This is a genomic window from Halalkalibacter alkalisediminis (assembly GCF_028610705.1).
In the GTDB taxonomy this organism is placed as follows: domain Bacteria; phylum Bacillota; class Bacilli; order Bacillales; family Bacillaceae_D; genus Halalkalibacter; species Halalkalibacter alkalisediminis.
Genome location: NZ_JAQQWT010000004.1, coordinates 97,252 through 119,111 on the forward strand (window position 1 = coordinate 97,252; position 21,860 = coordinate 119,111).

Sequence of the window (21,860 nt, forward strand, 5' to 3'; positions counted from 1 at the left end):
TACCGTATTGGATATTACCATGTTTTCATACTGTTGACAATGTTAATTTCCTCCACCACCTGATGATTGCCCCGCTGGAAGAATCATGCCCCCACCTTCTGAGTAATATTCAGGCACCTGACCTTGAATATTCACAAGCCCTACTGGAACCGTTGTTTTAATGGCTTCCGTATTCGTAGCAAATGGAATAACAATTTTCGCATCGACAATGACATCAAAGTTGACAGACATCGTCGTATTATTAATCCCTGTATTTTTTACATCTAGATTTAAATCTGTCTTCACATCCCCAATCGCAGAAAAACGAACAGGGATCTGCGGACCTAACTGAGCAAGTAAGGCATTATTCGTTGCTTGCCCTAGCGGTATGCTGTAGATAATCCCTCCTTCAGTCGTTAAACTTGGTTCATGTTCTGCATCAATGGAAACATCGAAGGCTTCTCCATTTTCAATCGCTTTTAAATGGCGCTGCACACGGTTTGTCGCTTCCGATAAAATTCGGTTATAAATCTGTGTATTAAACTGGATTGAGGTAATGACATTATTTGGATCTGTTTGAACGATAAATAGTTCATCTTGATCAAGGTCGGACGCAATTTTTTTGGAAACCGCATCATTGATTGCTTTCGTCGCAATTACTCGCGTTTCCGTTGTGGCAATTTGCATTAAGGTAGGTCTGATCCCCTTCTCGATAATCCACAAACCTTGGACCGTTAACACAACAAAAATAAGAAATGATAATAGCATGACATAACGAAATGGAAGCGGACCTTTTCGAGACTGGGGTCTGCGTTTTCTAGGTGCTCTCATGTTGAAATCCCCCTTCATCACATTTATATGCAACAAAGGAGGACGTTTGACCAAAAAATGAAGTTCTTACATTTTTACTTTTAGTGATTCACTCGCTCATATAAGCGAAATTCATGAGGATATCGATTTTTCTCATCAACGAACCCATGTTCAACAGATACTAGCTCCCAACTGTCTGCATCTATTTCAGGAAAATAGGTATCTCCCTCAAACGTCTCATCAATGTAAGTCACATATAAACGATCGACATGCTCCCAGAACAGAGAAAATACTTGCGTTCCACCAATCACAAAAAATTCGTCCTCCTGCTTGGCCATTTTGAGAACATCTTCAACGTGGTGAACGACTTCGCATCCTTCCGCTTCAAATCCTTCGCTTCTTGTAAGGACTACGTTTTTCCTTTTTGGCAAAGGACGCCCAATCGATTCATACGTTTTTCTTCCCATGACGATCGTGTGTCCTGTTGTTACCTTTTTAAAATAAGCTAGGTCTGCCGGCAAATGCCACGGCAGCTGATTCTCTTTCCCGATCAAGCGATTTCGATCCATTGCTACAACAAATGAGATCATAGTACCGACTCCTTTAGTGATATGTATTTGCACATATCGTATCACATTAAGGCTTGGATAATAAATGATCGGTTTTGAATTATTAATTATGTGTATGGGATCATAAGCCGTCGATTTCGGATCATAACACGAGAATTACGCAGATACATCCACTAGAAGCAGCTTCCTTAAAGAATTTACATCTTAAACCCAATTTGTCATGAACCACGTCATGGATGAAATGACTAAAAATTTTAACCTGTGAACTAATCTTACGGAGAGAGGAGATAGCCTTACTAAGGCTATCTTTACAGTCACATTATTCCAAAGAATAGTTTCGATCAATCAGGTTAAGATATATCTTGTAAGACGATTGATCACATTTTCTTAGGAGGTTTTTCAGAATGGGCTTTTTTGATTTGTTTAACGAAGAAGAAGAAACTCAAAGGAAAAATCGTAAAGAGGCACGTGAGGTAGATCGAGTTACAGACACCGAGTTTGCATCTGAGGACGCTCATCTTGATCTTCGTGAAGAGGAGTTAGATATTGACAAATATCGTGTGGAGACAGGTGACGTCGTTCTTCATAAAGATATCGTTGAAGAAGAGAAAGCTGTCAACGTTCCCGTATCACATGATCAAGTCGTTATCGAGAGAAGAGCAGTTGACCATGAGCCGACAGATGAACCGATTACAGAAGAGGAAACGGTTCACATCCCTGTTACAGCCGAACGTATCGATGTTGATAAGTATACGGTTGTAACGGGAGAAGTGGAAGCTCATAAGCGTTCTGTTCAAGAGACTGAGCAAGTCCGCGACGTCCTTCATAAAGAAGTCGCCGAAGTGGAAACTCACGGTGAAACAGATATTATCAGAGAGGACTAACATGTCCTACCCTACTTAACAAAAGTTAAGTAGGTTTTTTTCATATTTTTCTCTGTGTCGGACATACTAAGAAAAAAGAATCAGGAGGTCCTAATGGGAAAATTTATTTTTATTGGAGCCATAATTGGAAGCATTCTTGGCTGGCTAATGGATTTTTCAATTTTAGCAGGACTCGTTTTAGGAGCCATAGCTGGTGGCGTTAGCTATGCCCTCTTTTCAAGAAGAAACATCGAAAAAAGCACAGACGAATCAGAGGTACAAAGCCTTCAATTGAAAGAAGAACAGCTCGATATTAAAAAAGAACGTATACAAACAGGTGAAGTCAAGGTCCATAGGGAAGTCGTAGAAGAGGAAAAAACGTTCAAGGTGCCTATCAGACGCGAGGAGATGGTCATTGAAGCAGGCGATGAAGAAGAAATCCGCATTCCACTGAAAGAGGAAGAAATTAAATTTAGTAAACATCCTGTTAAACTCAATGAGGTTTCTATATCGAAACGGGAAATAGAAGAGGTCGAGCAAGTTAGAGCAAGCGTAAAGAAAGAAACGGCTCACGTTGAAGTCGAGGGTGATGCAGATGTGGTAAAAGAAGACGATGAGAAACTACAATAAATCTAAGAAGTTCTAAGACCACTTTAGGTTTTGGAACTTTTTATTAATAACCAGTCCAACAAAATTTTCCCAATACCATTCTTTATAAAAGATGGTCAACTATCGTCGGATTTTTAGTACTATTATAATGGGCAATCAAAATAAGAAGGGATGATGCTATGAATATTGGACCCATGATTAAGTATTATCGTCTAAAAAAGCATTTAACCCAATCACAACTCGCAGAAGGAATTTGCTCGGTACCGCATTTAAGTAAGATTGAAAATAATCATTACCGTGCAAGCGAAGCAACCGCCTTCCTATTATTAGAAAAGTTAGGAATCGATCTTTCTCAGGAGTACGAAAAGTATCAACTCTTAAAAACAGACTTAGATGAATTTGTCGAAGCCATTCTCTATTATGACCTTGAAAGCATTCATAAATATGGCAAGAAATTAAAGGAACGAGAAGAGCTTTACGCCCAAACTGATTTAATTCATTTGTATCATATTTATATGATGAGGTATTACTCTTTTACTAAAAACCTAGGAAAAGCCAAAGAACACAGAAAAGTTCTTGAAAAACTGCAAGCGAACCTCTCCCCTTTGGAGGAATTACTTTTTTCATTTAATATCGGATTATTATTGTTCGATGAGAATAAAATGGTTGAAGCGAGAGACCATTTCCTTACTTTAAAATCAATGAGTATAAGCAGTTTTATTATTCGTGACTTGTTCTATCAAATTAGTTTGTGTTTTAGTGTCCTCAATCATCCTGAAAAAGCGGTAACTTATGCAAAAAAGGCTCTCACCTACTACAAAGAGGAGAATAATTTCATTCGCACTGTACATACCCAAATGATACTCGGCATAAACTATGCTAGGCTTGGCTTGTACAACGAAGGAGTCGATATCTATAAAATATTGCTCAGAAATACGAGATTACTAAGATTAGACAACCTTTATCATCAAATTATTTATAATTATAGTTTATTGCTCCTTCGAAAGAATCATTTCACTGAGGCCTTACATTATCTTAATGAAGCTATAACGGTTTTTAATAAAGGCTCTCAGCACCATATCCTAAGTTTACTGGCTATTATTGAAATTCTTATTAAATTAAAAAAAGACCCGAGTGAGATCCGAGAACATATTAAGGAAGTCCTCCAGTATAGTCACTCTACTAATCTAAAAAAATATGCTTTATTAGCTCAGAAATTTGAGTATGAACTCACATCTCATAATGAGATGTATGACTTTATAGAAAATCAGTTATTTCCTTTTTTAAAGAAACATCATCATATCGAGGAAATGATGATAACAGCTCTTGACCTTGCCAAACACCACCAAACCCTTGGTCATATTGAAAAAGCGAATGACTATTATAACGAATATATATCTAATTTGCAAAAGGAGGAATTCCAATGAAGAAAACCATTTTCACCTTAACTTTATCATTAGCTATAGCTTTAGGTGCTACAGGGGATTTAACGAACTTAAGTGCTGCAGCAGATTTTGAATGGAAACAAGGATATGAGAACGAGCCATTATCACCAGAACCTATACACCCACCAAACTAAATGCTTACTCATTCTAAGCCTGTTATAGGGAATCTATAGCAGGCTTTTTCAACGTAAAAATGCTCATCACCAGCATACGCCCATTACCAAAGGGTGAATCAAAAGGCTATTTGCCTTTTGATTCACCCTCTTATTACTGATTAATCGCATCCATTGCCTGTACTAACCCGTATCCATATTGAGTAGCTGTTCCTAAATTCTGAGCCGTTGTTTGAAGCAATTCACGAACCTCAACATTCGTTAAATGAGACTTGTTTTCCAATACAAGTGCCGCCACTCCAGCAACATGAGGTGAAGCCATTGATGTTCCATTGTAAGAAGCATAGCCATTGTTTGGAGTTGTGCTTAATATACTTACTCCTGGTGCTGAAATCTCTACTGCAGGACCTGTACTTGAGAACGTAGCCCTTTGGTTATTCTGATCAATGGCAGCAACGGCCACGACCGAGTCGTATTTAGCAGGGTATCCGACATTGTCGCCTCTACCTGGACGCGTACCACTGTTTCCTGCCGCTGCAATTAACAATACTCCTTCAGCATAAGCTAAATCAGACCATTCCTCTAAGATCTGCGAACTTGTAGACCCTCCTAAGCTCATATTTACGATGTCCATTCCATTTTGAACAGACCACTCGATTCCTCTTGCAATCCCAGCATATGATCCACTCCCATCATTGTTTAACACTTTCACCGCATAGAGATCTGCGTTATAGGCAACTCCTAAAACACCTAGATCATTATTCACTGCAGCCACCGTCCCTGCTACATGGGTACCATGACCACTGCCATCATAATATGGATCGCTATTGGCTGCATCATCAAAGACGGAAAAGCCACCTTTTACATTAACCGAAAGATCTTCATGACTCCGATCAATCCCGGTATCGAGAATCGCAACCTTCACTCCATTCCCGTTCACTCCACTTGAATGTACAGATGTCCCCTGTACGTGTGGGACCCCCCATGGAACAGATTGACCAAAAGCTTCAGCCGAGGCGTTTTCTTCTAAGTATTTTATATGAGGATTATTCGATAGCCCCTTAGCCTGTTTGTCACTTAATTCTAAATGGACAACAGGAAGCAAGTTGTATTGGTAAATAATATCTTGATCTTTTACTCCAAATGCTTTTAATAACCCTTTATCTACAGGTCCATTAAACTGAACTAAATATTCTTTCACGTTAAGTGGAGATTGTGCTAAACCTGCTCCTGGGAACGCTAAACTGAATAACAGTACTAAGGTGAAAAATACGGATAAGAATCTCTTCATAAAGTAGTTCCTCCTATGCTCATTTTAACAGTTTAATAGATAGCTAATAAAAGTAAGGCCTAAGGATCAAGTATGTGTTTAACTAGCTTGGTTCGTATCATCCATCACATCCCTTTTCAAAATTCCAATACTTACTTGGTGCTTTAACCTTAACAAAAAATATTTTTCTTTTGTATTGGGAAAACTTTTGAATCCATTTGGTTGTCTCGAGCTTTAAGATTAGCTTGATGACTATTGGGGTAACATAACTAGTAAACATAATGGTTTCGTTTACGTTGTCTAAAGGAGGTTGTCCGACATGAAAAGAATGCCAGTTGGCAGCATCATTTATTTTGTTGCCTCACTACTGTGGCTTTTCTTAGCCTTTACCGGTATAGGAAATTGGTCCAACCGAGTTTATATATTCTTATTTATTCTATTTGTCGCACTCGGTTTCATTAACTGGAGAATGACCGATCGCGCCAATTCCGATTGACCCCCTCCCTATCCTCCATCTATATAGAGGATAGGTTTTTCTTTATAAGCTTCATCCACTATAAATAATCCCATAAAAAAGTTAGTACCCTACAAAAATTTATGAAGCACCAGAAGTAAATTTATGATATCTTTAGGGCATTAGACAAAATACGACTTTTTATGCAAGCGATTATTTGTGTAGTTGATGTTCCTGGCTACAGCAAGGAGAACTGGATGAAGCAAATACCTTTCTATATCGAAGAATCCCATCATACGTGTGAGTATGTACATGGGTTAGATCGTAACGATATCCCTTTCCCAAAATCTAATTTAATAAAGAGCGTGCTTTCTCAAAAACAGACAGAATATCAAGAGTTCTTAACCGTTTCCAGACATTTTGTAAAAAAACTCCTTCAGTTCATGGAAGGCACTCCTACGTTAGTGTTGATTTCAGATGACGAAGGTTACCTACTTGAAATGTATGGAGATCAAACGATTGAAAACCAAGTCCATACACTTGGAATACACGAAGGCTCCTTATTTGTCGAAAAAGATGTTGGAACCAATTCTCTTTCGCTCGCGCTAAAACTGGATAAGCCTGTCCAACTTATTGGGACAGATCATTACCATTATTGCTTACAATCAGTCGCTTGTTTTACCGCGCCTTTCTCGTATCACGCTCCAAAGAAAACAAGAGGAACCCTTTCGATCATGACGACAATAGATTATGCTAGTTCCTTTCACTTAGGATTGTTATCCTCTGCTGTAGATACGATTGAACGAGAACTCAAGATTAGAGAACAAAACAAGCGTCTAAATATCCTCCATCAAGTTACAGTCGACTCCACTAGAAGTGCCATCGTAATGACGGATACAAACGGTCTCATCACTGAATTTAACTCTGTCGGTGAAAAAATGACTGGCCGAACGAAAGCAGATGCAATCAAACAGCCTATTGATGTATTAGCACCCATTAGCTTTTACATGAAACAAGTACTACAAAGCGGGCAAAAGTTTGAGAACTTAGAGGTTACATTTCCGTCATTAGATGATGGAGAGAAGAAGACTTGTTTATTTGACGCTTTGCCAATTTTTGACGAAAGCCAACAACTCATCGGCGCTTTCGGTCAATTTAAAGATATTTCTGTTCGGATCGAGCTCCAAAAACAAGTGATCGCAGCGGAAAAATTATCGGTATTAGGAAAGCTCGGCGCTGGGTTTGCACACGAAATCAGAAATCCGCTTACATCCGTCATCGGTTTTATGAACCTTTTGGAGAAAAATGAAGAGAAAACACTCCCCCAAAAGCACCTAAACATCATTTCAAGCGAACTTAAAAGAATGAAAAGCTTAGTCGATCAATTTGTTTTAATGGCAAAACCAAGTACAAAGGAAAAGAAAGTTTGTAATATCACCGATCTCATCAAAGAAATGACTTATTTATTAGAGAGTCAAGCCAGCAAAGCAAATGTAAATATAGAGCTTGTTTCTGCTCGAGATGTGACATTACCGATCGACGAATCGCAAATCAAACAAGTTATGATGAACCTGATCCAAAACGCCATTGAAGCAATCGCCGAAGACGGCAACATTAAGATTACCCTTTCTGAAACAACCATTGAATCGATGGAGTATGTTCAAATCAACGTGGAGGATGACGGAGAAGGAATGAGCGACTCTCAAGTGGTTAACGCCTTTAACCCATTTTATACGACAAAAGAAAATGGCTTAGGCTTAGGCTTATCCATTTGTAAACAAATTATCGAGGGTCATAAAGGAAAGCTTGAAGTGACGTCAACTAAAAATCAAGGAACGACTTTTGCCATTTCCCTTCGAAAATAACAGGAAAAATTGAAGTGAGCCGAAAAACGTGGTTATTGTTTTTACCTTTTGTCTAAACTATGGAACAGAGGTGATACGAATGAACCATGATTTAGATTACGATCGTGATGGAGATAGAGAAGATGCGTTAACACCAGAAAAGGTTATGCACCAATTGCAGACAAACCTGGACAAAGAAGAGGAAATGATGCGCTCTTATTTAATGCTTGCCGAGCATATTCATGATAACGATGTATTAAAGAATCGGCTAGTCAATTTTGCAGAAGGCAATGCCAAGCGTTCCCGACAATTAATTGACGAACTTTCCCAAGAGCATCAATAAAGAATGCAATGAGCAGAGCCTTGCCTCGCTTTCAGCTTGCAACGAGTAGCCTGAAAACGAGGCAGCAGGCAGAGCCTTTGCATTCTTTTTTAGTTTTTTTACTGCTCTCTTTTTAGCAGAAGCATGGCTGTAACTGGAAAATGATCCGAAGCCTCACTTTCGACTACTGTCGTTTGCCTAACAATGAAATCACGACTGTGAAAAATATAATCGATTTGCCAATCCTTATGTCGATACGTTTGGATCGGAGTCCCTTCATTCGCTTTTGCTAATAAGTCACTCCATGCCACGTATTCATTATGCACAGGAAGAGAATTAAGGTCGGCCGTTAAAATAATCGGGTGATTAAGTGTACTAAGTTTTTGATGAATCTCATCAATCGCTTGTAGCCTTTCTTCTTGATTTAAACCTAGGTGAGTATTAAGAACATAAATAGATTGTCCTTCTGTTAGCTCCAGTTTCGCTAAAATCGCACTTCGGTTTTCTACTCTGTTTGAGAAAGGAAGGGTCATCGTATCTTGTATGGGATAACGAGAAAGAATCGCATTTCCGTAGTAAAGGCCAGGATATGATAAAGATGGAGAAAATACAGCATTCATCCCAAGGCTCTCAGCAATCACCGTTACCTGATCCTTAAAGTTTGAACGCACACTATTTCTCTCTACTTCCTGTAGACTAATGATATCGGCATCTAATTCCCTTAAGGTCTCTATCGTTCGATTCAAATTAACCCGATTATCGGTCCCTTTTCCATATTGCATATTAAAAGTTGAAACCGTTATCATTTTTCCGTTTCCTACATTTATCTCTTGATTATAATCCCACGTGTACGTTTTTTTATGATGTGCGTGCTCGCTCACAAGGAAAAGCACCGATATCCCTAATGAGATCATAATGAAAAGATAATCCTTTTTGACCATTTATAGCCCCTCCCTACTTTTCATTCATCATACTATATAATCAGAATATTTTGAATAGAGTTCCTTTGTTAAGTGGGAGGTAAAATAATCCAAACCTATCTTCCTTAGGGCTTTTTTCCTTTTTTACGCTAAAAATACCATTTAATTTCCTTTTGGTCAGCTCTTTGATTGACAGCGCTTCTATAATCGATTACAATTAATATTGTAACCGCTTACATTATTATGATTAAAGGGAGTGACGTTATGTCTGCAACACTTTCTGAATTCGATAAGGAGCAAATTATCGATACCCTTTTACAGCATCAATATTTTAAAATGCCTGATGGTCGCCAATTATATGAAGCATCTGAATCCGAACTTCAAAGCTTTATCTGTTCGACAATCGATGATCTTGATACGTTTTGTTCATTATAATACACATGAAAAGCCTGTGACCTAATGAACACAGGCTTACACTCTTTTATTCATACCCATTTGGGTTATTTTTTTGCCATCTCCAAGAATCTGCACACATATCCTCAATACCCTTCGTTGCTGTCCAGCCAAGCTCTCTCTTTGCTTTTGCTGGGTCTGCATAACAAATCGCCACATCCCCTGGTCTTCTTTCGACAATCTGATAAGGAACACTTCGATCTGATGCCTTTTCAAACGCCTCAACCATTTCAATCACACTATACCCATTACCGGTTCCAAGATTATATGCATGAGCGCCTGTTGAACTCATCACTTTTTCAACTGCCTTTAAATGTCCTTTAGCGAGGTCAACAACGTGAATATAATCTCTCACACCTGTGCCATCAACTGTTGGGTAATCATGACCAAATACCTTTAACTCATTTAATTTCCCAACAGCTACTTGGGTAATAAATGGCATTAAGTTATTAGGAATCCCATTCGGATCCTCACCAATCAATCCACTTTCATGCGCACCAATTGGATTGAAATAGCGTAACAAAGCCATACTCCACTCTGAATCAGACACATAAAGATCACGCAGGATTTCTTCAATCATCAGCTTCGTTCGACCATATGGGTTTGTCGCACTAAGAGGGAAATCTTCCACAATTGGCACACGTTCAGGCATACCATAGACAGTTGCAGAAGAACTGAACACGATTTTCTTCACACCATACTTTTGCATCAACTCACACAGAACGAGAGTACCTGTTACATTTGTGTAGTAGTAATATAACGGAATGCTCACTGACTCCCCTACTGCTTTCAGACCCGCAAAATGAATGACCGCTTGGATTTTATTTTCGACAAACACGGATTCAAGTGCGGCCTTGTCTAAAAGATCAACTTCATAAAAGGCAAAATCTTTTCCGGTTATTTTTTTGACGCGTTCAATCGATTCCATTTTACTATTCGAAAAGTTGTCCACTACCACAATCTCATATCCGGCATCTAGTAGTTCCACACAAGTATGACTACCTATGTATCCTGCTCCACCTGTAACAAGGATCAATTCAAATCACTCCTGATCATTAGTAAATAAATATTTAGGCGTTTAAACACATACTAGTAACATTACCTTATAAAGGTTCCAGCATATTTCTCTTACTTTACCATATATCTGTTAAATTTAATAGAAGATGTGACTTTATGACTAGTCCAACCTTTACATATCATTAGTATTTTTTTCTTGTTACTACAGAGAATATAAAGAATCATTCGGTGTGAAAGAGGAATCGAAAATGCTTAGAAAGTTCCGATACGCTAAAAAGATCCAGTCCTTAAAATCATCTTCGCAAAATAAAACCAAGGTTAGTCAAAACCTAGATCAAAAATTAGTTGAGGATATAAATGAAAATTTAACTCAATTAAAAAATATCGTAGGGCAAAGCAATGATATCAAATTTCGAGAGTTTGACATTTACTTTCGTACATCTACAAAAGTATTTATTTGCTTTCTAGATGGGCTCGTTAATGAAACGTCTATTAATTCATATATTGTTAAGCCATTAATGGAACCTAACTATGTCAAAGAAACGGATCCTAACTTGTCTGCAGACGTGTTAGCCCTCATAAAAAAACGAATGATAAGCACATCGACGATGCAAGAAATTAACACCATAGAAGCTGTTTTTACTAGTGTACTAACAGGAGAAACGGTTATCTTTATTGATGGTTATGCTTCTGCTTTGGCCGTTGGCACTCAAGGATTTGAGGCCAGAAGCGTAGAACAACCTGATACAGAGTCAAGTGTTAGAGGATCTCGTGAAGGGTTTAATGAAGTTCTAAAGGTCAATACTGCTTTAGTTCGGCGGAAGATTAATAATCCTAATTTAGTTTTTGAAGACATGCAGGTTGGTAAACAAACGAAAACAAAAATTCGCATTGCCTATATCAATGACATTGCCGATTCCAAAATTGTTGATGAAGTTAGAAATCGAATCGAGCGCATTGAAACCGACGTGATTTTAGAGTCTGGTTATATTGAACAATTTATTGAAGACCATCCGTATTCTATTTTTCCGACCGTTGGAAATAGTGAAAGACCTGATAAAGTAGCTGCAAAAATATTAGAGGGCCGGGTTGCGATCTTTTGTGACGGTACCCCTTTTGTATTAACCGTACCAAATGTATTTATTGAATCCATACAAGTACCAGAAGATTATTATTCCAGGCCTTTTTTGTCTACAATGATGAGGCTGTTACGAGTGCTAGCTTTATTTTTAACGGTTGGAACACCAGCTCTTTTTGTCGCCGTTGCTACCTATCATCAAGAAATGGTTCCCTCTCTTCTACTGATTACAATGGCTGCAGCTGAAGAAAAAGTGCCCTTTCCTGTCTTTATCGAAGCCTTTATCATGATCCTTGTTTTCGAATTACTTAAAGAAGCTGGGGTTCGAATGCCTAGGCCAGTTGGTTCGGCTATTAGTATTGTCGGAGCGTTAGTCATTGGCGAAGCAGCGGTACAAGCTGGACTTGTAAGTGCACCGATGGTAATTGTAGTCGCACTTACAGCTATTAGTGGTTTTGTTGTATCAGCCTTAACTGATGCTGCCGTCTTAGCTAGGTTTGTCCTTCTTATTATGGCAGCAATCTTTGGTTTTTACGGGATCTTGATGGGAACTCTTATCCTATTAGGTCATATGTGTTCCTTACGTTCTTTTGGTACTCCCTACTTAACTCCAATGGCCCCCATTGTTTGGAGTGAGTGGAAGGATGCCATTGTTCGCCTGCCATTATGGTCCTTTCAATCAAGACCTCAGTCTCTGACTTGGAGTACGTCGAAAAGACAAGAAGGCCAGCAAAATAAGCCCCAAAATCCTACGATGACAGAGGAGGATAAAAGTTGAAAAAGATCTTTTTGTCCATCATTCTAGTTCTTCTCTTAGCAGGTTGCTGGGATCGAAATGAATTAACCGAGATTGGGATCGTTGCCGCAATGGCGATTGATAAGGATCCAGATACAGGCGAGTATGAGGTAACCTCCCAATTTTTAAGGCCTGCTGCAGAAAGTACGCAAACACCCAGTCCAGAGCGGCCCTATTTATTAGTAAGTCACACTGGTAAAACAATTTTTGAAGCAAAAAGAAATTCTAACCAAACCACCGATCGACATGGCTTCTTTGCCCATAATAAAGTCGTTATCATTAATGAAGAATTAGCTAGAGAAGGGTTGCTTCCCATTATAGACTCATTCAAAAGAGGAAAAGAAATCAGAGGACATGTTTGGCTTTGTATTGCTAAAGGGGTTGATGCAAAAGAAATATTAGGTGTTAAGTCAGACAATATCGCACGGATTCCTGCTATGTATTTACAAAGTATGATCAATAATGCTGAACAAGGTGCCGCTACCATTAACATTCTAAATTACTTTAAGCAGACATTGGGTGAAGGAATCGATCCAGTAGCAGGGGTTCTAACGATTGAATCGATAGATACCGAACCTTATGAACGTGTCAAACTTACAGGAGGAGCTGTGTTTAAAAAAGATCAATTAAAGGGCTTTTTGAACGAAAATGAGATACGAGGATATAATTGGATAAAGGGAGAAGGTCCTGCCAATACCGGAGCCATTTCTCTGCCATCCTTACTTGAAGAGGGAAAGTTTGTAACGGTAGAAGTACGTGATGTAAGTGCTCAGATTAAACCAAAAGTTGATGGTAATGACCAAATCTCCTTTACGATAGACGTCTATCAGGAAGGCAGAATAACCGCACAGCAAGCCACGGTTGGACCATTTGAAGATCGAAAACAACATGTTGATTATTTGAAGCTTATTGAAGAAGAAAATCAAAAACTCATAGAAGATGAAATTCATCTGGTCGTAGAAAAAGCACAAAAAGAGTTTCAATCGGATATTTTCGGCTTTGGACGAGCGTTAGAAAAAGAATACCCTAAGGTTTGGCAGAACGTAAAAGACAATTGGAGTGAAACATTTGCTCATGTTCCGTACACGATAAATGCAGATGTAGAGATTCCGAGTTCCATGCTTTTGCAAAGTCCTTTTGAGCCTGCTCAATAAGTTACCGTTTAAATAGGAGGGTCACTGTATGATAGAGCATGACAAGCACTAAGACTGCTGCATACAGACTCCCTCCTACGAGCAGGATACCGGATAATAGATCTTCTTTTATAACAGAAAGAATGTCTGGCATCATCATTCTCCTTTCATGAGGAGGATTTTTTTTCTTTTTCATAATCATAATTATGAACAGTAAGACGGGAAGGAAGGCAAATAACGGAATCATATAGGTTGCACTCATTTCTCCATACCACCTTTGATGAGCGAAAGTCGGAAATCGGAAATGTACGAATAGCGGCAGGCTAAGGCCAAAAATAATCATAACCGATTTTAGTTTTAACCTTTTAAATAGCCAAGTCACCGTTAGAGAAAATCCATAAAAGTGCAAGGCCGTTTTATAGAACCCTCCGATAAACATAATGAAAACAGCAATACTATCTAGATTCGTAATGATCTCTGCTATATTAATGGTTAAGATCGTTTCTAATAAAGGGATTTCGGAGTTTGCGGTTAGTTCTGGACCCAAAACGGATATCATGATAATCAATGAGATCATTAGTAACACGGTTGATAGACCAACAGCCAGAAAGACCGTTTTACGAATGAGTTGCTTTGTCTCTGCCAAATGCAAAAACATTAGAAATACAACCATCTCCCCAAACGGAAAACCAACAGTATAAGCAAGTGATTCTAAAACTGGTTGGAACCCATTTCCTAGCACTGGTCGTAAGGCATCAAAGTCAAATTGTCCTGAGAATAAAGTGAAAATATAAATTGTAACTAAAAAGAACAAAAGGTACGGTAATAGTACTTCACATGTGCGAGCCAAAACTTCAAACCCTAAACAAAGAATATAAATCACTACTAGGATAAATAAATACCATATAAGCAGAAGAGGACTTAGTGGTAATGCCGTTATTTTGATTAGCCTACCAAATTCATAAAAATTGTGACTAGCTTGGCTATAAAAGTATAAACAAAAAAGAAAAAGCATAATTGCGGCAAGTTTTTTTCCTAAAACATCATTTAGGATCTCTGAAAAATGTTTATCGGGATAATGTTTCGGAATTTCCGTATAGACCCACAATAAACAAAATCCTACAAGGGCAGCAAGTAACACAACGATCCAAGCATCGCGTCCAGCTCCTATACCTAAGGCAAACAAAGTTGTACTACCAACCTCAAAGGCCACAATCAACATAAATAATTGTGTGTTTGAAATACGTACCATTGATTCAGGCTCCTTAATGATTGATTAGAGTTTGTTCTGCACTTTCCATATTCCATTACTGAAACAATTATCTTCTAATTGCTTTATTTTTCATGAAAATAATCAATAAAATTAATACAGGAAGAAAAGAAAATAGTAGAATCGTTTTAATACCCATTTCAGTTCCTATCCACCTTTGTACATCGAACCCTTGAAAACGATAGTTTGAAAACAGTGGCAGTGGCAGACCGGAAATGACTAGTATCCACTTCCCCTTCTTACCGTTGCACAGCCACGTCACCGCTAAGCAAAATCCCCAAAAATGTAAGGTGGTTTTATAAAACCCTCCGATGAACATGATAAACACGGCAATACTATCTAAGTTCGTGATTATTTCTGCTATATTAATGGCTAAGATGGTTTCTAATAATGGGATTTCAGCGTTTGCTGTTAGCTTCGGCCCTAAAACCGATAACATGACAATCAAGGAGATCATGAGTAAACATGCTGATAATCCCACAGCAAGAAAGGTTGTTTTTCGTATCTTATCTTGATCTTTCACATAATGCCAAAACATTAGAAATACAACCATTTCACCAAAAGGAAAAGCGATTACTCGAGGTAACTCTTCTAAAATGGGTTGCACGCCATTTGCCAAAGTAGGATACAACGCATCAAAATCAAATTGCCCTGAAAACAAAGCTAAGATAAAGACCGTTATTAAAAATAGGAGGAGATACGGCACTAAAATTTCACATGTTCGCGCAAATACTTCAAACCCTAAACTTAAAATATAAATCATGACTAATATGAATAGAAAAAGAATCAACATAAGTGGAGTTAACGGTAAAGCAGTCAAACGAATAAGCACACCAAATTCATAAAAATTATGACTGGCCTGACTATAAAAATATAAACCAAATAAAAGAAGCAAAGGGATAGCTAATTTTTTTCCTATTACCGCATTTAATATCTCAGAGAAATTTTGATTCGGATAATATGTGGGAATTTCGGTATAGACCCATGCTAGGCCTAACCCAATAAGCGTGGCACTTACCACCACAATCCAAGCATCTCGTTCCGCGCCTATTCCTAAGGCAAACAGGGTTGTACTCCCAACTTCAAAGGACAAAATAAGAAAAAACAACTGCGTGTTTGAAATACGGATCATTGATTCATATCCCCTAAAATTTCATTTGGTTCATCGAAATATGTGAGGCTCTTTAAGCATTAATTAGCGTTCAATCTCTTTTTAACCATATAAAAATGATTACGCTACGCTTTTAGAAAGACTATTTAGAAGCTAACTGAAGTCTCTTCCTGACTCCAATTTATAAAGAGTAAACTTTTTTTTGAATATTAAATAAGTAGCGTTATAATATCTTCCACTAGAAGGTTAGCCATAATCTTGAACCTTTATAACCTTTTCACCTATTATTACAGCCTCGTTACTAACGGTTAAGCAAACTAAAATAAGCAGAGATTAGAGTACGAAAAAGCTTTACCTATATTTCCTTTTTCTTTTTACAAATCCCTCATCCATTTCACATGTTTTCAAACACATTTTAATGTTTGGAATGCTTCATGACTGACCACACTCTTTAATAAATCTTCTTGTTCGTATGCTGAATTTTAATCATAACTGCGAGCCCTGGTCTATCTTCTTTCTTTAAAAATGTAAAATCGACACTTGTTTTTTGCTTTTTGTTTGAAGTTCTTACCAAGTTGTTTCAGCCAATCAAGAGAATGGTTGAATTTTGATTAAATTTAAGTGGGACTTGTTTGTTTATTTTCTCAGTGTAAAGAGTAAGTTGTTTTCTAGGAAGGAAAAGTGATGGTTCTAAAAGAACGGTTTAAAAGGAGGTTATTATGGCTAAAGCAATGATATCTGGGTTACTGTTTGTCATACTTTGTATGGCAATTCCTGGTGTCCTCGGCTTACTTCATAGTACAAATAACAGTCAAACTGAAATGGAAAGAAAAGTTGATGAAAGCGAAAGTCGTGATGAAAAAAGGATGATAACTACTGATGAGTCTAGTCATGAAGATCGTATTTTTTTAACTGAAGATGAACCTGCTAGGTTCTCAGGAGCAAGCATGCCTAATCAGGAGTTAGTCTTTACAAGGGAAGAAGCAATTGAGGCCGTTCTTGATCAGTTTAGCCTCACTGAATTATTAGGTCTTTATTCACAAGTTAAAAATGGCGTGAATGCTGAGGATAAGGAAGAGATTCTTACGATGCTAGAGGAGCGGTTTTCTGATGAGGAAATCGAAGCGTTAAAAGTATTTGGTTTTTCCGAATTAGACAAGGTGTTGCAGTAACTGAGGAAATCCAACCGATTTGTTCGAATAAGAGAAGCCCTTGTTGACCGAAATAACATACTGGCAGATGTATGATGAAGAAATTCATTTTGTTTCTGTTCATTCTTATACTTGTTAGCTGTGGACAAGAAAATGTTGCTGATGTACTTAATCCTGCCACTGATACGACCGACCCGACCGTAACTAAAGAAGGCACTGTCAGCGAAGCGTTGAATTTCACATTTTTTGCTTTAGATGTTACCTACGCCAATCACTTGTCATAGGTTGACGATGAACACTCAGGTCATCACGTTGATGCTGAAGTAAAAACGAACTAGAGGGCGAAACTCTCAAGGATGAAGACGCTATTGCCATCTTCAACCTTACTTAGAGCAATTAACCTTTACGAAAGATACAGCACTTGATGCGATCACATCACCCAAGTCTTGAGTGTTTTTGGCTTACAGGCTGATGATGATAAGCTTGAGCTAGAAGTGATATTTCCTGATGGGACAAAAAAGGAATTCGAAACAAGATCTTCAACTCAACAGGGTAGATGCATTTGTATGAAGCATGTATGTACCTCTCTAATAAAAAAGGCCCCCTATCAGGGCTGCTTAGGCATTAACTTTTCACAATGCTCAATCATTTCCGCTAATACATCCTGCTTCTCAAGTGTGGTCCATGGAACTTCTACTCCTTGACCTGGTGCTAGAGCCTTTCCACGAAACTCCTGTTGGTCATTGGCTGCAATGTAAATATCCCAACTCCACGTTTTCAATTTGTTTGTTGACTCAACTCCAGCATTATCAATTTCTACTAAAAAATGATTTTTGATCGTAAATTCTCTGATATTATCCATTGAAATCTCCCCTTTTATTAGTCATTCTACATAAGAGGGTTATTTTCCTATATTAATCGTGAGACAATTCCCGACATGAAAGTAGGTTTCTGTCGATATATCGTTATTTTTATATAGTTTGCTTTTTAGTGAGAGTTGCTGCGATCAACAAAAAGCACATGGAACGTTCAACTGCCCATGCACCTTTTCCTCATTGTATAGGAGGCGGACATACAATCCGCTATTTCCATGAAATTCTATATGTTAGTGTCCTCTCGGCTAAAAGGAATAAGGCCCTTCGCTCAAGCCTACTTCAGTAACGAAATCGTAACCTTTGTTCCGCTCTTTTTATTCTCAAACGATATCGATCCTTTATGCTCTTGAATAATCCTTTTGGATATAGATAAGCCTAAGCCTGTCCCGCCCTCCTTCGTGGAAAAGAAAGGCTCTCCTAACCTACCTAAAATAGCGATTGGTATCCCTGCTCCATTATCCTCTATTTCTATTGTGACCTCCTTATCGTTTAAAGTCCTAACATCAATCGTAACTTGTCCATTTTCGCCGACAGCTTCAATGGCATTTTTTAATATATTGATCATTACCTGCTTGATTTGAGCTCGATCAACATGCACGTCAAATTGGTCGCAATCAACTGAAATCGACAATTCCACGTTATGAAGAGTAGCCTCAGTTTGAATAAGTTCAACCGTTTCAAAAACAATCTCATTAATATCGTAGTAGCCTCTTTTAGGAGCGGTTGGCTGCGTCACTAAAAGAAAGTCATGAATTAAATGATCCATTCGATCAATTTCCGTTAAAACAATATCGCGAAAACGATTCTCTGTTTGATCCTCAAATAAAAATTGGACAAACCCTTTAACAGACTGCATTGGATTTCGTAATTCATGCGCCAAGCCAGCCGATAGTTGTCCTAGCAATGCTAATTTTTCTAATCTCATGAGCTTATCATCTACTGTGTTGTAACTTGATTTAGTTGCATTTTCTAAAAGAACGGAAAGAATGGAGGATAGTTTTTCCATCGTTTCAATTTCTTCTTTTGAAAAAGCATAAGGCTCTGGATCAATAGCACAAACGGTCCCAAACATCTTGCCATTTTTTAAATAAACAGGGACACCTAAGTAAGAGCCGATGTTAGCCTCATAAATGGCATCAAAGACACTCGCTCTCTCATCCTTTTTCGTATCATGTATAATTAACGGTTCCCGACCGTTACAAGGAATAAGGCTTCATATGGCGTGGTCTTTCGGTAACTCCATCCCTTCATTCAAGTAACACCCGTCTTCATTAAACACTTTTATTACTTTGAATGTTTCTTCAATATGACTAACAAAAAGGGTTCTAGCCCCTATTAACTTAGTAGACAACCATAAAAGGTTTTCTAGTGCATCCTCATATTGAACAGCCATCTTACTCCCCCCTACCTTAAAGAAGCATGTTTTTCTATTATTTATCATGCTTTTTTCTCTTCACACATCTGTATATATAGTCATTATTATAACAAGCTTTGACAGAAATAGGGTTTTTCCTTGAATCTTTTCTTAAGATCCGGTCTAAATTCCTAGTTTTAGAGAAGATCCGCTTTGATTAACGTAAAAATGAGCAAAAAAAAACCCCTAAAGGATGAGGGGCACTAAAAAAGGCATAACAACCTTTTTCAGTAGCCTTTAAGAATACTTTGGCATTTGCTGTGCACATAAATCCATCATTTCTTCCAATACATCTTGTCCACCGAGACTTGTCCAAGGAACTTCTATCCCTTTTCCTGGAGCTAGCGCTTTCCCCTTATATTCCATTTTATCATTGGCTGCAATATAAATATCCCAGCTCCATGATTTTAATTTATCTCCAACATTTTCGATTTCCGCTAAGTAATAATTTTTCACCTTGAAGTTTCCAATAACCTCTTTCATCCTATCAATCACGTCCTTTGTTGAATAGTTGTCCTTCTCCTCAATTATTATAATAATCTGAAAACACATTATAGTGAAGTAATTCGGTAGAAAATCTAACAAAAAAATATCGTTTAATGTGATAGATTCAAGCCAGCTTCATAAGTTGGGATTACATTACTTTCGTAAACGCTCTTCTTTCCGCGTACTCTAAACATTTAGGGCTAACTTTCAGCTCTTTTCCTTGATGATCTCTATAGTTTGTAAAATACCCTTGCTTCGACACAGAAGTGACACTTCTTATTAAATAATGATTTTAAGAATGTAAACATAGTTTCCCTCCAATGTATCAGATTATACTCTTCACCCACTCAATGACGTGTATAGCTGATAAAAACTCTGACAATAATTGTAAAAAAGATAGTAAGGATGGTTCGAATGGAAGAAGAAGGAAATGTTTTTACAGGATTAGTATGGGGATCGCTTTTAAGCATTCCCTTATGGGCAGGCATCATCTTTGTCATTAAACAGTTGTTTCGTTAGCACAGATAATAAAAGAGATACACCCCCAATAGGGTTTGCATCTCTTGTCATTGGTTCGTTTAAACAGCCACTGGTGCCTTAATAGCTGGATGTGGATCATACCCCACCAATTCAAGATCTCTCCACTCAAACTCAAATATGCTTTCTTTTTCAGGATTTAATTTAATAGTAGGTAACACCCGTGGCTCACGCTCTAATTGAGTTTGTATTTGCTTGACATGGTTTGAATAAATATGAACATCCGCGCCAGTATAAATCAACTCTCCGACGTCTAGGCTACACTCATGTGCAATCAAATGGGTCAACAAAGCGTAAGAAGCAATGTTAAACGGAAGCCCTAGAAAGACATCATTTGAACGCATATTAAACATACAACTTAATTTCCCGTCATTGACATAAAACTGAAACGCATAGTGACAAGGTGGGAGTTGTTGGTTCTCAAGCTCGGATGCACTCCAAGCATTACACAGCAATCGTCTCGAGTCTGGATTTCGTTTGATCTCATCAATGATGTATTGAATTTGATCATAGACTTGTCCATCTGCCCCTTCCCAGCTACGCCACTGCTTGCCATAAACATTTCCTAAATCCCCATATTCCTTAGCAAAATCATCATCCGTTACTACCTTCTCTTGATAAAGCTTCAGTTGCTCTTGATAGACCTTATTAAATTCGTCATCCGATTGGCTACGCAAGCCAAAGTTGGTCATGTCAGGTCCTTGATACTCCTTTGATTCAACCCATTTTTGAAAGCCCCACTCATCCCAGATGTGATTGTTGTTTTCTAGAAGATAGCGAAGATTCGTATCCCCTTTTAGAAACCATAATAACTCCGTTGCAACTAGTCTAAAAGGAACACGCTTCGTTGTTAAAAGGGGGAATCCTTCTTGTAAATTAAAACGAAGCTGATGTCCAAAAATGGAAATCGTCCCAGTTCCTGTACGATCTTCCTTTTTCGTTCCATGCGTAAGGATGTACTCACATAAATCTAAATACACTTTATCGGCTTGATTCATTGGATAAACGCTCCTTTATATTACTTTTCCACTTTCAATCCCGTGTCATTCCGTTACACTTAGTATCATTTTACCATAAGTACAGGGGGAATCTCCTCTTTAAAAAAAGGCTGTTTTCGTTGTTTTTATGGATTACGTGTCCTTCACAAGTTCGTTCCATTGCGCTCCAGCCACTCGCACCCGTGGGGAGGTGCCGAGCCTCCTCGGCTGCGCCTGTGGGGTCTCGCCCCTACCTCTGCATCCCGCAGGAGTCGAGTGACTTCCGCTCCATTTCACTACGAGGAAAACTATTAGCAACAAGCTTTACGAAAAACAGCCTTTTAAAAAAACAGGTGTTTAGATG

The 21,860-nt window shown here is 38.2% G+C and carries 23 protein-coding genes; 11 read left to right on the forward strand and 12 right to left on the reverse strand.

Translation table 11 applies throughout. The features are described 5' to 3' along the window. Positions 1–42: 42 nt before the first annotated feature. Entirely contained in the window at positions 43–810 is a 768-nt protein-coding gene (gene yunB / locus PQ474_RS07680) for a sporulation protein YunB (RefSeq protein ID WP_273841562.1), read from the reverse strand. A gap of 80 nt (positions 811–890) precedes the next feature. Continuing rightward, a complete protein-coding gene (locus PQ474_RS07685) occupies positions 891–1,379 on the reverse strand; it encodes a dihydrofolate reductase (RefSeq protein WP_273841564.1) in 489 nt (162 codons plus the stop codon). Between the two features lie 383 nt (positions 1,380–1,762). On the opposite strand from PQ474_RS07685, the gene PQ474_RS07690 reads away from it, so the two are divergent. The 4 genes from PQ474_RS07690 to PQ474_RS07705 all read left to right on the forward strand — a co-directional run bounded on the left by PQ474_RS07690 (position 1,763) and on the right by PQ474_RS07705 (position 4,409). Continuing rightward, complete coding sequence (locus PQ474_RS07690; protein WP_273841565.1) at positions 1,763–2,242, forward strand: YsnF/AvaK domain-containing protein; 480 nt, start codon at positions 1,763–1,765, stop codon at positions 2,240–2,242. A 93-nt stretch (positions 2,243–2,335) separates the two neighbouring features. After that, complete coding sequence (locus PQ474_RS07695; RefSeq protein WP_273841568.1) at positions 2,336–2,851, forward strand: YsnF/AvaK domain-containing protein; 516 nt, start codon at positions 2,336–2,338, stop codon at positions 2,849–2,851. A gap of 158 nt (positions 2,852–3,009) precedes the next feature. After that, on the forward strand, positions 3,010–4,257 hold the full coding sequence (locus PQ474_RS07700) for a helix-turn-helix domain-containing protein (protein ID WP_273841569.1): 1,248 nt from the start codon (positions 3,010–3,012) through the stop codon (positions 4,255–4,257). Next, complete coding sequence (locus PQ474_RS07705) at positions 4,254–4,409, forward strand: hypothetical protein (RefSeq protein ID WP_273841571.1); 156 nt, start codon at positions 4,254–4,256, stop codon at positions 4,407–4,409. The genes PQ474_RS07700 and PQ474_RS07705 overlap by 4 nt, the downstream gene beginning before the upstream one ends. A 133-nt stretch (positions 4,410–4,542) precedes the next feature. On the opposite strand, the gene PQ474_RS07710 is transcribed toward PQ474_RS07705, so the two are convergent. Further along, positions 4,543–5,679 (reverse strand): S8 family peptidase, encoded by a 1,137-nt coding sequence (locus tag PQ474_RS07710; RefSeq protein WP_273841573.1) that lies wholly within the window; start codon positions 5,677–5,679, stop codon positions 4,543–4,545. A 298-nt stretch (positions 5,680–5,977) separates the two neighbouring features. On the opposite strand from PQ474_RS07710, the gene PQ474_RS07715 reads away from it, so the two are divergent. The 3 genes from PQ474_RS07715 to PQ474_RS07725 all read left to right on the forward strand — a co-directional run bounded on the left by PQ474_RS07715 (position 5,978) and on the right by PQ474_RS07725 (position 8,299). Beyond that, positions 5,978–6,154 (forward strand): hypothetical protein, encoded by a 177-nt coding sequence (locus tag PQ474_RS07715; RefSeq protein WP_273841575.1) that lies wholly within the window; start codon positions 5,978–5,980, stop codon positions 6,152–6,154. Positions 6,155–6,369: 215 nt separating this feature from the next. Next, positions 6,370–7,977 (forward strand): ATP-binding protein, encoded by a 1,608-nt coding sequence (locus PQ474_RS07720; RefSeq protein WP_273841577.1) that lies wholly within the window; start codon positions 6,370–6,372, stop codon positions 7,975–7,977. Positions 7,978–8,056: 79 nt separating this feature from the next. Then, positions 8,057–8,299, forward strand: a complete 243-nt coding sequence (locus tag PQ474_RS07725) for a hypothetical protein (RefSeq protein WP_273841579.1) — start codon at positions 8,057–8,059, stop codon at positions 8,297–8,299. A 98-nt stretch (positions 8,300–8,397) separates the two neighbouring features. Here the strand turns inward: PQ474_RS07725 and PQ474_RS07730 are convergent, their stop codons facing one another. Then, positions 8,398–9,219 (reverse strand): endonuclease/exonuclease/phosphatase family protein, encoded by an 822-nt coding sequence (locus PQ474_RS07730; RefSeq protein WP_273841583.1) that lies wholly within the window; start codon positions 9,217–9,219, stop codon positions 8,398–8,400. Between the two features lie 243 nt (positions 9,220–9,462). Here PQ474_RS07730 and PQ474_RS07735 point away from each other — a divergent pair, with 243 nt between their 5' ends. Further along, positions 9,463–9,633 (forward strand): Fur-regulated basic protein FbpA, encoded by a 171-nt coding sequence (locus PQ474_RS07735; RefSeq protein ID WP_273841585.1) that lies wholly within the window; start codon positions 9,463–9,465, stop codon positions 9,631–9,633. Between the two features lie 46 nt (positions 9,634–9,679). Here the strand turns inward: PQ474_RS07735 and galE are convergent, their stop codons facing one another. Beyond that, entirely contained in the window at positions 9,680–10,687 is a 1,008-nt protein-coding gene (gene galE / locus PQ474_RS07740) for a UDP-glucose 4-epimerase GalE (protein ID WP_273841587.1), read from the reverse strand. Positions 10,688–10,916: 229 nt separating this feature from the next. On the opposite strand from galE, the gene PQ474_RS07745 reads away from it, so the two are divergent. Next, the gene (locus tag PQ474_RS07745) at positions 10,917–12,524 is read left to right on the forward strand and encodes a spore germination protein (RefSeq protein ID WP_273841589.1); all 1,608 of its coding nucleotides are present in this window, start codon (positions 10,917–10,919) and stop codon (positions 12,522–12,524) included. Beyond that, positions 12,521–13,696: a Ger(x)C family spore germination protein gene (locus PQ474_RS07750; protein ID WP_273841591.1), complete on the forward strand. Its 1,176-nt coding sequence runs from the start codon at positions 12,521–12,523 to the stop codon at positions 13,694–13,696. Before PQ474_RS07745 ends, PQ474_RS07750 begins: the two co-directional genes overlap by 4 nt. A gap of 1 nt (position 13,697) precedes the next feature. Here PQ474_RS07750 and PQ474_RS07755 read toward each other — a convergent pair whose 3' ends face one another. Both PQ474_RS07755 and PQ474_RS07760 read right to left on the reverse strand, forming a co-directional pair. Continuing rightward, positions 13,698–14,927, reverse strand: a complete 1,230-nt coding sequence (locus PQ474_RS07755; RefSeq protein WP_273841593.1) for a GerAB/ArcD/ProY family transporter — start codon at positions 14,925–14,927, stop codon at positions 13,698–13,700. A 67-nt stretch (positions 14,928–14,994) separates the two neighbouring features. Continuing rightward, positions 14,995–16,077: a GerAB/ArcD/ProY family transporter gene (locus tag PQ474_RS07760; protein WP_273841596.1), complete on the reverse strand. Its 1,083-nt coding sequence runs from the start codon at positions 16,075–16,077 to the stop codon at positions 14,995–14,997. Between the two features lie 698 nt (positions 16,078–16,775). Here PQ474_RS07760 and PQ474_RS07765 point away from each other — a divergent pair. Further along, positions 16,776–17,228 (forward strand): hypothetical protein, encoded by a 453-nt coding sequence (locus PQ474_RS07765; RefSeq protein ID WP_273841598.1) that lies wholly within the window; start codon positions 16,776–16,778, stop codon positions 17,226–17,228. Between the two features lie 586 nt (positions 17,229–17,814). On the opposite strand, the gene PQ474_RS07770 is transcribed toward PQ474_RS07765, so the two are convergent. From PQ474_RS07770 to PQ474_RS07790, 5 genes are all read right to left on the reverse strand, one after another. Beyond that, on the reverse strand, positions 17,815–18,069 hold the full coding sequence (locus PQ474_RS07770) for a hypothetical protein (RefSeq protein ID WP_273841600.1): 255 nt from the start codon (positions 18,067–18,069) through the stop codon (positions 17,815–17,817). Between the two features lie 287 nt (positions 18,070–18,356). Beyond that, complete coding sequence (locus PQ474_RS07775; protein WP_337956353.1) at positions 18,357–19,289, reverse strand: ATP-binding protein; 933 nt, start codon at positions 19,287–19,289, stop codon at positions 18,357–18,359. A gap of 6 nt (positions 19,290–19,295) precedes the next feature. Further along, positions 19,296–19,475 carry a hypothetical protein gene (locus PQ474_RS07780; RefSeq protein WP_273841602.1) on the reverse strand — a complete coding sequence of 60 codons (180 nt, stop codon included), beginning with the start codon at positions 19,473–19,475 and terminating at the stop codon, positions 19,296–19,298. A gap of 258 nt (positions 19,476–19,733) precedes the next feature. Continuing rightward, on the reverse strand, positions 19,734–19,979 hold the full coding sequence (locus PQ474_RS07785) for a hypothetical protein (protein WP_273841603.1): 246 nt from the start codon (positions 19,977–19,979) through the stop codon (positions 19,734–19,736). Between the two features lie 581 nt (positions 19,980–20,560). Beyond that, positions 20,561–21,517, reverse strand: coding sequence for a thymidylate synthase (locus tag PQ474_RS07790; protein WP_273841605.1), 957 nt, complete (start codon positions 21,515–21,517; stop codon positions 20,561–20,563). Between the last annotated feature and the right edge of the window lie 343 nt (positions 21,518–21,860).